Origin of the sequence: Candidatus Planktophila sp. (assembly GCA_030681675.1) — a bacterium.
Classification (GTDB): domain Bacteria; phylum Actinomycetota; class Actinomycetes; order Nanopelagicales; family Nanopelagicaceae; genus Planktophila.
The window spans coordinates 47119-58797 of record JAUXRP010000017.1 but is presented as its reverse complement, the minus strand read 5'-3'; the positions used below and the strand labels follow the sequence as shown (position 1 = coordinate 58797).

Annotated in this window: 11 protein-coding genes; all 11 read right to left on the bottom strand. The window is 45.9% G+C overall.

Going from position 1 to position 11679, the window contains the following annotated elements; translation table 11 throughout:
- Positions 1–135 precede the first annotated feature (135 nt).
- The 11 genes from nusA to Q8K48_05250 all read right to left on the bottom strand — a co-directional run bounded on the left by nusA (position 136) and on the right by Q8K48_05250 (position 11624).
- A complete protein-coding gene (gene nusA, locus Q8K48_05300) occupies positions 136–1107 on the bottom strand; it encodes a transcription termination factor NusA (GenBank protein MDP1851814.1) in 972 nt (323 codons plus the stop codon).
- A complete protein-coding gene (gene rimP / locus Q8K48_05295; protein ID MDP1851813.1) occupies positions 1108–1578 on the bottom strand; it encodes a ribosome maturation factor RimP in 471 nt (156 codons plus the stop codon).
- 40 nt (positions 1579–1618) lie between these two features.
- Complete coding sequence (locus tag Q8K48_05290) at positions 1619–2398, bottom strand: TSUP family transporter (protein ID MDP1851812.1); 780 nt, start codon at positions 2396–2398, stop codon at positions 1619–1621.
- A gap of 9 nt (positions 2399–2407) precedes the next feature.
- The gene (locus Q8K48_05285; protein MDP1851811.1) at positions 2408–4132 is read right to left on the bottom strand and encodes a proline--tRNA ligase; all 1725 of its coding nucleotides are present in this window, start codon (positions 4130–4132) and stop codon (positions 2408–2410) included.
- 9 nt (positions 4133–4141) lie between these two features.
- Positions 4142–5293, bottom strand: a complete 1152-nt coding sequence (gene ispG, locus Q8K48_05280; GenBank protein ID MDP1851810.1) for a flavodoxin-dependent (E)-4-hydroxy-3-methylbut-2-enyl-diphosphate synthase — start codon at positions 5291–5293, stop codon at positions 4142–4144.
- A gap of 32 nt (positions 5294–5325) precedes the next feature.
- Entirely contained in the window at positions 5326–6471 is a 1146-nt protein-coding gene (locus tag Q8K48_05275; GenBank protein MDP1851809.1) for a M50 family metallopeptidase, read from the bottom strand.
- Positions 6471–7616, bottom strand: a complete 1146-nt coding sequence (gene dxr / locus Q8K48_05270; GenBank protein ID MDP1851808.1) for a 1-deoxy-D-xylulose-5-phosphate reductoisomerase — start codon at positions 7614–7616, stop codon at positions 6471–6473. Before dxr ends, Q8K48_05275 begins: the two co-directional genes overlap by 1 nt.
- Positions 7617–8615: an agmatinase gene (gene speB, locus Q8K48_05265; protein ID MDP1851807.1), complete on the bottom strand. Its 999-nt coding sequence runs from the start codon at positions 8613–8615 to the stop codon at positions 7617–7619.
- A 23-nt stretch (positions 8616–8638) separates the two neighbouring features.
- Positions 8639–10051: an FAD-dependent oxidoreductase gene (locus Q8K48_05260; GenBank protein MDP1851806.1), complete on the bottom strand. Its 1413-nt coding sequence runs from the start codon at positions 10049–10051 to the stop codon at positions 8639–8641.
- A 133-nt stretch (positions 10052–10184) separates the two neighbouring features.
- On the bottom strand, positions 10185–10328 hold the full coding sequence (locus Q8K48_05255) for a hypothetical protein (GenBank protein MDP1851805.1): 144 nt from the start codon (positions 10326–10328) through the stop codon (positions 10185–10187).
- Positions 10329–10433: 105 nt separating this feature from the next.
- Positions 10434–11624 carry a serine hydrolase gene (locus Q8K48_05250; GenBank protein MDP1851804.1) on the bottom strand — a complete coding sequence of 397 codons (1191 nt, stop codon included), beginning with the start codon at positions 11622–11624 and terminating at the stop codon, positions 10434–10436.
- Between the last annotated feature and the right edge of the window lie 55 nt (positions 11625–11679).

Sequence of the window (11679 nt, the reverse complement as noted above, 5' to 3'; positions counted from 1 at the left end):
TTGGCCCGCATATTCTGCACATGCAAGCCCTAGTTGTTCGACCTCATAGTTGTAGCGAGCTCATGTGAGTTTCATATCTTTCATATCCATTTCATTTGTAGTGCAGGGGGCCATCGTATCTAATGATTACCCTCTTTACATAATGGGATTATCGGGATGAATATCGATTCGCCAGCCTGTTAATCGGGCGGCTAAGCGTGCATTCTGTCCATCTTTTCCAATTGCCAGGGATAATTGGTAGTCCGGAACAACAACTCTGGCGCATCGTCCAGCCAAGTCGGTAATTTCAACTGAAACCACCTTTGCCGGGGCAAGAGCGTGAGCGACAAATACCGCTGGATCCTCTGACCAGTCGACGATATCTATTTTTTCGCCATGAAGCTCATCCATGACAGCTCGGGCACGAGAGCCCATGGGTCCGATTAAAGATCCTTTAGGGCTTACTCCCGCGCGGTGAGATTTTACGGCGACTTTCGTGCGATGCCCTGCCTCGCGTGCAACGGCCATAATCTCAACGATGCGATCGTTAATCTCAGGGACTTCAAATGCAAAAAGCTGTTTCACTAACGCCGGGTGAGATCGAGACAACATAATCTCAGGGCCTTTCAATCCCTGTTTAACCTCAACTACAAAACATTTTATGCGATCACCATGGTTATAAACCTCCCCCGGAACTTGTTCTTGAGGAGGAATGCGACCCTCAGTGCGACCTAAATTAACGTTAATCATCTTTGGATCGCGACCTTGCTGAACCACACCCGAGATTACATCGCCAACATTTCCCGTGAACTCCACAACAATGGATGCATCATTTGTTTCGCGCATTTTTAGCTTAATAATTTGACGGGCCGTCGAAGTTGCAACTCGTGAAAAACCATCCGGAACATCTGGTTCCTCGCCAATTCTCTCCCCAAGCTCATTGAACTGCGCAATTAATATTGAGATCTCTCCAGTTTCACGATCTAAGTGGGCGCGTGCATGTCGCTTAGCCTCTTCGGTCTGGTTGTAAGCAGTGAGTACTCCAATTTCAATAGCTTGAATTAACTGCTCAAGCGGAATCTCTTTTTCTGTTGTAAGCGCAACTAATGCACTCATCTCGACATGCATTTAATTATCATCCTTGCGGCTAAATTCAACTTCAACGTGAGCCTTCTTTATATCGGCAAGTGCAATTATGTGGGTTTTCATGCGACCCTTGATGTTTTCAATAAAAACAGCATCAACATCGCGAAGTTCGGTAAGGCGCCCAGTCAACAACGAACCGTCATGCATCACCATTGATATAAGCCGAGAGACGTTCTTTTCCCAGTGGCGGCGCTGCGTTAGTGGGCGATCAACACCAGGAGAGGTTACTTCGAGAGTGAATGCCCCATCAATGAGCTCAGTTTCATCTAAAAGATCAGATATTAGTCGAGAGACAATTGTTACCTCATCAAGATTGAGTGGTTTGGCTCCATCGATGACACAGGTGAGGATTTGATGATTGCCAGGTTTTGAAATAAGAACTTGCTCAAGGAAGAATCCCGCGTTTTCTACAGCAGGTGTGAGTAATTCAGTAAGTGATTCCTGAAGCGACATAAGTAGCTACCTTCTTATTAAGTTGTGACGTTAATCCTATCTAAAAACTTTGAAAAGTATCAATTCCCACTTTAATAATCAGCGCAATAGTTACGAGAAGGAAGACCCTACGAACCAACGTCGATCCGCCCCGAATTGCCAAACGAGAACCGAGAATAGCTCCCGTTACATTTGCAACACCAAGGGCCAGACCTATCTGCCAGATAATTGCACCATGTATGCCAAAGATAACAAGTGCGCCAAAGTTTGTAGAAACATTAACTACTTTAGCAATCGCAGAGGCTGTGATGAATGCATAGCCAAGTGATGCCACTAAGACAAGCATCAAAAATGAACCAGTGCCAGGACCAAAGATCCCATCGTAGAAACCGATCACAATTCCAGAGAAGGCGGCGATTTGAACTCTGCGAGTTGAGTGGTGGCGCAAAAGTTCGATCTCTCCTAAATCTGGTTTCAACCATGTATAGATTGCAACGAGAATTAATAAAATTAAAACAATGGGTCGCATACTTGCAGTTGGAATTCGAGAGGCAAGAGATGCACCAGCTGCCGAACCAATAAAAGCTGGTAGTGCCATTGCAATCAAAACTTTAGGCTCGGGTTTTATTTGGCGGCGATATAATCCTGCCGCCGTTGCCGTACCAAAAACCGAGGCCAACTTATTAGTTCCCAGAACAGTAACTGTTTCAGTTTTAGGCAAACCGATTAAAAGCGCTGGAAGTTGAATTAAACCACCGCCGCCTGCAATGGAGTCAACAAAACCGGCGAAAAATGATGCAGCTATAAGAAATATCCCAGTGGTAACTGCAATATCACCCATCAATAAAACCTACGTAAGCAGTAATGCGATTGCCGGTACCGCCTGTGAGAGAGCAACTTCGCTCTTATCTGCGCTTTTGCGAACACGTACTTCAACGTTTCCGTCGGCAAGGGCTTTGCCAACTACCACGATAATAGGATTGCCAATGAGTTCGGCATCTTTGAACTTAACTCCTGGGCTTGCATCTCGGCGATCATCGAGCATGACAGAAATACCTATCGCTTCTAAATCCAATCCAAGTTGGAGTGCAGTATCAAAGGGCAGGTCATCTTTACCAGTGGCGACAATATGCACCTTTGCGGGAGCGATTTCAGCTGGCCAGTTAAGACCAATCTCATCAGATGTCTGCTCGGCAATTGCCGCTACCGCTCGCGATACACCGATTCCATACGAACCCATTGTTACTACTTGTGATTTACCATTCTGATCTAAAACAGTCAGGTTAAGCGCTTCGGCATATTTTCGACCTAACTGAAATATATGACCTATCTCTATCGCCCTATCAATGACAATCTCGGTTGCGCACTCTGGACATGAATCCCCCGCGCGTACTTCGGCCGCCTCAATATATGCATCAGGAATAAAGTCACGCCCGCTAACAACAAATCGAGCATGGAGATCTTTCTTATTTGCCCCACTAATCCAGGATGTACCAGGTGCTACACGCGGATCTGCATACAGAGTTATTCCAAACGCCTTCACATCTTGCGGTCCGATATAGCCTTTAACAAGCTGAGGATATTTAGCAAAATCCGCCTCTTCAAAGACACGAAGCTCATGCACTCCACTTAAATTCTCTTGCATGCGTTTTAAATCAACTTCACGATCTCCCGGAACCAATACAGCAAGAGCGCGACCATCTGCGATAACCATAATGTTTTTCAGAGTATCGGCCGCGGTGTATCCGCCATCGAATTTTTCATTCATAACGGCCACCAATAAATCAATCGTCGGAGTATTAGGAGTATCTAACTCCTCTAGAGCGGGAATTCCGGAAGGATCAGAGGCGGCGACTTTAGTAACCATGGCTTCGACATTGGCGGCATAACCACAGCTAGGGCATAAGACATATGTGTCCTCTCCCGTTGAACATGGTGCCAAAAACTCTTCAGACTTAGATCCACCCATCGCACCTGACACGGCTTTAACGATGTTGTACTTCATTCCAAGGCGGTCAAAGCACTTGATGTATGCATCACGGTGCTTTTGATATGAAATATCCAGACCTGCATCATCAATATCAAATGAGTACGAATCCTTCATCACAAATTCGCGGCCTCGAATAATTCCGCTGCGAGGACGAGCTTCATCACGATACTTAGTTTGAATTTGATAGATAGACAGTGGCAAATCTTTATATGATGAGTACTCACTTTTAACCATCAATGTAAACATCTCTTCATGAGTTGGCCCTAGTAAGTAATCTCCACCTTTGCGATCTTGCAGACGAAAAAGTGAAGGTCCGTACTCTTCCCAGCGATGAGTTACTTCATATGCCTCCCGTGGCAAAAGTGCAGGGAAATGAACCTCTTGAAATCCAGCTTTATCCATCTCTTGACGAACTACATTTTCGATGTTGCGAAGCGTGATCACACCTAGCGGTAACCAGGAGTAAATTCCCGCGGCGACTCTGCGAATATATCCAGCACGTACAAGCAGGCGATGGCTTGTGACTTCAGCATCTGCTGGGTCATCGCGTAACGTACGCAAAAATAGCGTCGACATTTTCAACATGAGGTGAGCCTATCTAATATCAACGGTTGGCCTGCCTGATGCAACGCCCGCTGCTTCCATTTCCTCGGCCAATCGCATCGCTTCTTCGATTAAAGTTTCAACGATCATCGATTCAGGAACGGTTTTAATTACCTCGCCCTTCACAAAAATCTGACCTTTACCATTTCCAGATGCGACACCAAGATCTGCCTCGCGTGCCTCCCCTGGTCCATTAACAACACAACCCATTACTGCAACACGCAATGGCACAGTCATTCCCTGTAACCCTGCTTGAACTTTTTCGGCCAATGTATAGACATCTACTTGGGCACGGCCACATGATGGACAGGAAACTATTTCGAGTTTGCGCTGACGAAGATTGAGTGATTCCAAAATAGAGATTCCAACTTTTACCTCTTCAACCGGCGGAGCCGATAATGAAACTCGAATTGTGTCGCCAATGCCTTCTGCCAACAAAATTCCAAAAGCTGTTGCCGATTTAATTGTTCCTTGAAAAATCGGTCCAGCTTCTGTGACTCCAAGGTGTAATGGATAGTCACATTGTGCGGCCAAAAGTCTGTAAGCCTTAACCATCGTCACTGGATCATGGTGCTTAACCGAAATCTTGATATCTGAAAAGCCATGCTCCTCAAATAATGATGCCTCCCACAATGCCGATTCAGCTAAGGCTTCTGGGGTCGCTTTGCCGTATTTTGCAAGCAATCGAGGGTCAAGTGAACCGGCATTTACTCCAATACGAATCGGAATGCCCGCATCTCCGGCCGCTTTTGCAACCTCTTTGACTTTATCGTCGAACTGCTTAATATTTCCAGGGTTCACGCGGACCGCCGCGCAACCCGCATCGATTGCAGCGAAGATATATTTGGGTTGAAAGTGAATATCGGCAATCACTGGTATTTGAGATTTCTTAGCTATCTGAGCTAAAGCATCGGCATCATCTTGGCTTGGGACTGCAACTCTGACAATCTCACAGCCAGAGGCAGTTAGCTCTGCTATTTGCTGCAGCGTTGCATCTACATCAGATGTTAACGTCGTGCACATAGATTGAACGCTCACTTGAGATTCACTACCCACTCCAACTTTTCCCACCATCATCTGCTTGGTCTTTCGACGTGGCGAAAGAGTAGGTGGAGGAGCGCTCGGAATTCCTAAATCAACCATGGCGCTATTCTGCCGTAAGAAACGGCTAACCGCTAAAGATTAAGAACGACAGGATTAACAATATCTGCGACTAGGAGAAGTAGTGTTAATGCCGCCAAAATTACAAAAACCACCATCGTAATCGGCGTCAGAACTGTGACATCGATAGCAGCTGGTCTCGGGCGCCCTCGAAGGCGGGCAAAAAATGCACGAACTTCATCGGCGATAGCAACTGCCATATGTCCGCCATCTAAAGGCAGGATAGGTAAAAGATTAAAGAGACCTACAAAGATATTTAAGCTCGCAATAATTAAGATAAAGGTTCCAAAACGCTCCAATGCACTCAAATTATCGCTACTTATCGCTTGACCAGAAACACGAGCGACACCGACTACACCCACTAGACCATTTGCATCGCGCTCTTGTCCGCTGACGGTTTGTCCCCACAACGCTGGGACTTTAGATGGAAGTTTTGCTAAAGACTTAATACTAGCAACCAGGAAATCCTTTGTAACTATTCCTGCATCTTTCAACGAGGTGAGCACCCCGGTTCGCTTAAGACCTGTCTCATTAATAATTCCGAGTAAATATCGCGTCTTACCATCAATAGTTTCCAACGTTGGTGTAGCGGAGATAATTAAATCCTCGCCATTGCGATTGATTCCAAGAGTTAACTCTTTGCCATGTGATTCACGAATGGCATTAACATCTTTATACCAGTTAGTAACTGGCTTTCCATTAATTGAGGTCACTTCATCTCCGACCATTATTCCGGCGGAATGTGCAGCCGTTCCTTTCATGACCTCGCTAATAATTGGTAGAACTTGTGTGGTTCCGATCCCAGCAAATAACGTAAAGAGAAGTACGTAACCAATAACAAAGTGAAGAAAGGAGCCTGCACCTAAAACAATCAATTTTTTGCCAGAGCTGGCTTTGTAAAATGCTCGATCCTCCTGACCTATCGGCATCTCGTCGCCGGGGGTCATGCCTTCGATTTTGCAGTAGCCACCTGCAGGGATCGCTTTAATTCCAAACTCGGTTTCACCATGTTGCTGTGACCAGATGCGTCGTCCAAAGCCAACAAAAAACTCGGAGACTTTCATGCCAAAACGTTTAGCGGTCAAGTAATGCCCAAACTCATGAATCATCACTGAGAGAAGAAGAGCTACAACAAAGGCGAGGATTCCGAGTATCTGCATTATGGGGCCAATCGTAATAGAAGTTCATGGGCTCTGGTTCGTGCATTCTCTTCTATGCCGCTGACATCGGCTAAATCCCGCAGCGTCGATGTCGCGTGGCTCTGACTCGCCTCAATGACTTCCTGAACAAGGGGAAGAATCGAAGTAAAACCAATCTTTTGCGAAATAAATGCTTCCACGGCAACTTCATTAGCGGCATTGAAGATCGCAGGCATTGCTCCACCTAGCTCTCCACACGCTCTAGCAAGTGCAACGGCAGGAAATTTCACAAAGTCAATCGGTTCAAAGCTCCAACTATGTTTGATACTCCAATCGATTGTGCCAGTGGCATTTTCTAATCGACGAGGAAAGTTAAGGGCATATGCAATTGCACCCTTCATATTCGGCGGACTTGCCTGTGCAATTGTTGAACCATCTACATACTCAACCATTGAGTGCACAACAGATTGTCGATGAATGACGGCATCAATTGAGTGATACGGCACATCAAATAAAAAATGCGCCTCAATAATTTCAAGACCTTTATTTACCAACGTAGCCGAGTTAATAGTGACAACTGCGCCCATTTTCCACGTGGGGTGTTTGAGTGCATCGGCCACGCTAACTGCCTGCAAATCACTTCGATCTATAAAAGGGCCACCGCTTGCCGTTAAAATTAATCTTCGTACTTCATCTTTTTTTCCAGCCAGTGAGGACTGCCAAATCGCCGAGTGCTCCGAGTCAACTGGAATAATCTGATGCGCTTTTGCCTTCGACATCACTAATTCACCTGCGGCTACGAGTGATTCTTTATTAGCAAGGGCCAGAGTATTTCCAGCATCGAGTGCGGCTAGCGTTGGTCCAAGCCCGATAGAGCCGGTTATTGCGTTGAGGACAACATCGCAGTCGATAGCTGCGATCTCGGTTGAGGCAAGTGGTCCACCAATTACTGTGACACCTGGAAGTGCGCGGCGAATCTCTTCGGCATTTTTTACTACACCAATAAATTTGACGTTAAATGCCTTCGCCTGCTCGATAACGCGCGCTGGATTACCGCCGGCCGATGAAATAGCGATAACTCGAAAGGAATCTGTATGTGTTGCAACAATCTCTAATGCCTGTCTGCCGATCGAACCCGTCGAACCAAGAATTACTACTTCACGCATTTAGCGATCCAGAAGGTTTTGTGTAGGTGAATACCTCTCACCCGAACGACGCTTGGCAATCGCACTCAACGCCTCAAGTACGACCCGGTTAGCCAGGATCGCGGTTATATCGGCGTTATCAAAGGCCGGTGCCACTTCTACGACATCCATTCCGACTACTGGTAGTTCAAGACAGATTCGGCGGATTGATTCAAGAAGTTCGCGGCTAGTCATTCCACCGGGTTCAGGTGTTCCTGTACCTGGCGCCATTCCGGGATCCACTACATCAATATCAACGGATAAGAAAACTCCCTCGCAGCCATCGGTGAGTGTGGCAAAAGATTCATCTAAAACCGAAATTAATCCCCGGTGATGTATTTCGGTCATTTCATATGAGCGCATTCCTTGATCGCGCATCCAATCCAAGGTCTTTGGACCTGGCCAATATCCACGAAGTCCAAGTTGTAAAAAACGATCACCACGCACCGCTCCACTTTCAATTAAACGGCGCATCGGAGTTCCATGTCCAATCAATGCACCCCATTGATCTTCACCTGTGTCAGCATGGGCATCAAAGTGAATCATTGAGATAGTCCCTAGACCTCGGTGTCGTGCAATTCCTGCGACATCGGCCGAAGCTATTGAATGGTCGCCTCCGAGAATTACTGGAATTGCACCGGCTCGAGAGATTTTTTCGGTAGCTTGAGCTAACACTTCAAGGGATGCGACTAGGTCACCGCCAGGCATCCTTAAATCCCCGGCATCGACGACTTTCATCGTGTTCAATGCATCGATTCGAAGCGCAAGATGTGGGCGTTCGCCATCGTGCGGAAGATAATCTCCTCCACGAATCGCTTGTGGACCGAACTTTGCACCAGAGCGATGTGATGTTCCGCTATCAATTGGAGCGCCAACAATTACTACATCGGCATCGGCGAAAGTAGATTCAATATCTAGATCACACCTTTCGATTCCAAGAAAGGTAAAGTCAGGGCCATACATGTTGCCGTGGTTGGTCATTGCTTAAGAATAGGCGTAAAACTTTAGGAATCGAACCCTAAACCCAATAAATCCAGAAGCTTAAGCCATAAGTTGCGTTTGCCGCCCTTTTCATCGGCTCTATTTATGGACCATTGCGTAAGGCGAATAAAGATAAATCTAAATGGCTCAGGTGGGAAAGGCCATGGTTTTTTGCGAACCATAGCAAGACGTGTTCGTTCATTATCGATGCCATCTAAGAGGTCGAGCATTACTTGTGCTCCAAAACGTGTTGAAGCTACTCCAAGACCCGTATATCCCAATACATAGGCAACGCGGCCCCGATATGCCTTGCCCCAAAAAGGTGAAAAGCGTGAGCAGGTATCAATAGCACCGCCCCAACCATGTGTGAATTTAATTCCTTTGAGCTGCGGGAAAGTTTCTAGAAAAGCCGCCGCCAGGTGGGCGTAGGTTTCTGCATCAGATTCATACTCTTGCCGCACTTTTCCTCGGAAATTATAAATTGCATCATAACCGCCCCACAAAATCTCATTATCTTTCGTCAGTCGATAATAGTGGAACTGATTACCAGCATCAGATAAACCCTCTCGACCTTTCCAACCAATTGAATCTAACTGTTCGCGCGTCAAAGGCTCTGTTACTAATTGAAAATCATATACAGGCACTACATACTTATGGGCACGCCTTACAAGTGATTTAAATACATTAGTTGCAAGTGCAACTTTCTGAGCGTACACACTTCCGTATGGTGTATGAACAATCATTCCGCTATTAGTTCGCTCTAGCCATTCCACATGAGTATTTTCAAAAATCTTTACTCCAAGTTTTATGCACACTCGCTCTAAACCCCAGACTAAACGTGCTGGATCAACGAGTGCGGTGCCATCTGGATCCCACAACGCTCCCTGGTACAGTGGAGATTTAACGCGAGCTTGAATTTGGTTTTGATCCAAAATTTCAACATTATCGCCGAAAGAGTTTCGCAGACCTGCTTCTTCTATCATCGACTCCATCTGCCACGCTTCAATTGCAACACGGAGTTCGCCATTGAATTCAAAATCGCACTCAATGCCGTATTTCTTAATTGTTGCTTCGATACCATCTAAATTTTCACGTCCCATGCCTTCGATAATCGCCATCTCATCTTTAAAACGGTTGTAACCATTCATAAATCCATGTGTAAGTGAGTAGCTACAGAAACCACCGTTTCGCCCTGATGCGCCAGCGCCCGTTTCGAGTCGCTCGAGCAGAATCACTTCACGTTCTGGGTTCTGCTCTTTTGCCAGAAGCGCGGTCCAGAGACCGGTATAACCAGCCCCGACAATGCATAAATCAGTTGTGGCATCACCGATTAACGTTGGATGCGGCAGAGGTTCTAGTGGATCCTCATCTAGCCAGTACAAAGCTGGCTGCATATAGATGAGATGTTTAAGAATTGAGGGATCGATGGTTGCCATCGCGCTATCCGGCCTTGACCGGAATCACCCCTTCAATCATAACTATGAGCTGGCCCGGGTCCTCCGGAACCTAACCCCATAACGCAGGTTTTCTTGTAATGCCCTGTAGTTCGTCATGGATACAAAGGATACTTTAGCGTGCTTTTTTACAATTTACTAACTGCCCCGCTATTACAATGGCTAAAGCTAAGAAAAACATCGACGATCCGATGACAATTCCCTGAGCTGGTATTCCGCGATCGGCGGCAACATAGACAAACTTCGGAAATGTCACCATGGTGCCCGAATTAAAGTTAGTAATAATGAAGTCATCGATTGAGAATGAATTTCCAGTGTTTATTAAAGCCGAAGATTCCAGTGAGCTAAAGTTTGCGTTAGGACTTTAAAGCCTGTTGGAAACCGCCCTAAAGAAATCCAGGCTCTTTCGGTCAAGCTCATCATCATCTGCCGTCGGTTGGCAGGAGAACTTCGTAATTACTATTTTTTTAACTGTGTTGATGTAAATCCACTGGCCGTGGATTCCAATGGCGCAAAGCTCTCCCTCACCAATCGAGTACCACTGATTTCGATAGGCGCCCTTAGGAAAACTAGAATAAAACTCGCCACGTGTCCAGGCTTGTGCGTCACCATGGGCAAAGGTATCAACGACCCAGATCGGATCAATTAAACTCTCTTCACCATCTTTTCCGCTACGTCGCATTAATTCACCGACAAGTGCTAGGTCGCTAATTGAACAACTCAAGCCTCCGGCAGTTCGGGCCATCTCTTTTCTATCAATCGTTATCGTTGCTGGACCGCATCCCAATGGTTGCCATAATTCTTGGGAAATCAATTGAGCCAATGGCTTACCCGAAATTTTTTGCACTACCAATCCGAGAAGATCTGCATTGGGTGATTTGTAAGAGAATCGGTAACCATGTTCGCCCTGCGCCTTTGGAAGCGAGAGAATGAATTTCTCTAAATCTTCTTCAGAGTACTCAGAACCCTTTTCTCGCGACATCCATAGCATCGCTTGGCGATATCTAGCATACACACCCTCTTTACTGGCATAACTCTCATCAAAATCCAAACTAACACTCATATCGAGCAGGTTTCGAATTGAGGCATCGGCATAAGCTCCGCCGCTTGTTCCATCAATGATTGTTGAGACCTTTACATCTGAACTAATGCCAAACTTCTTCAAAACTATTCCTGCAATGATTCCAGTGATTGACTTGCTGACCGAAAAAGTTAAGTGGGGAGTATGAAGATTCATGTCATTAGCAAAATACTCAGCCACAATTGTGCCATTTCTTACAACTAAAAGTGCATCTGTGTAACTATCGCGCAGAAAGTCAGCACCTGTTTGCATCTTCCCAGAAATGTCGTAGCTACTTGCCAATAGCGAAAAATCTATCTCCTTTGGAATTGCTGCACTCCCCGGGCCACTTATTTCATGGACTGGAATCAGTTCTGCCACATTTTGAAATGTATATGCACTATAAGGAAAGTCCTTCCAATTGTCCAGATTAATATCTGCACTATTGAATTGATTCCCAATATTTTTCAACACAAATTCAACTCTCTCTTCCATTAAGTTCTTCCGATTTAAATGAGATAGATCGTGCGCGGCACCAAGACCCTCGAAG

Coding starts and splice junctions, on each gene's coding strand:
- Q8K48_05275 (MDP1851809.1), bottom strand. CDS start 6,471: ATGCAGATACTCGGAATCCTCGCCTTTGTTGTAGCTCTTCTTCTCTCA.
- Q8K48_05260 (MDP1851806.1), bottom strand. CDS start 10,051: ATGGCAACCATCGATCCCTCAATTCTTAAACATCTCATCTATATGCAG.
- rimP (MDP1851813.1), bottom strand. CDS start 1,578: ATGTCGCTTCAGGAATCACTTACTGAATTACTCACACCTGCTGTAGAA.
- Q8K48_05250 (MDP1851804.1), bottom strand. CDS start 11,624: ATGGAAGAGAGAGTTGAATTTGTGTTGAAAAATATTGGGAATCAATTC.
- Q8K48_05290 (MDP1851812.1), bottom strand. CDS start 2,398: ATGGGTGATATTGCAGTTACCACTGGGATATTTCTTATAGCTGCATCA.
- Q8K48_05255 (MDP1851805.1), bottom strand. CDS start 10,328: ATGGTGACATTTCCGAAGTTTGTCTATGTTGCCGCCGATCGCGGAATA.
- dxr (MDP1851808.1), bottom strand. CDS start 7,616: ATGCGTGAAGTAGTAATTCTTGGTTCGACGGGTTCGATCGGCAGACAG.
- Q8K48_05285 (MDP1851811.1), bottom strand. CDS start 4,132: ATGTTGAAAATGTCGACGCTATTTTTGCGTACGTTACGCGATGACCCA.
- nusA (MDP1851814.1), bottom strand. CDS start 1,107: ATGCATGTCGAGATGAGTGCATTAGTTGCGCTTACAACAGAAAAAGAG.
- ispG (MDP1851810.1), bottom strand. CDS start 5,293: ATGGTTGATTTAGGAATTCCGAGCGCTCCTCCACCTACTCTTTCGCCA.
- speB (MDP1851807.1), bottom strand. CDS start 8,615: ATGACCAACCACGGCAACATGTATGGCCCTGACTTTACCTTTCTTGGA.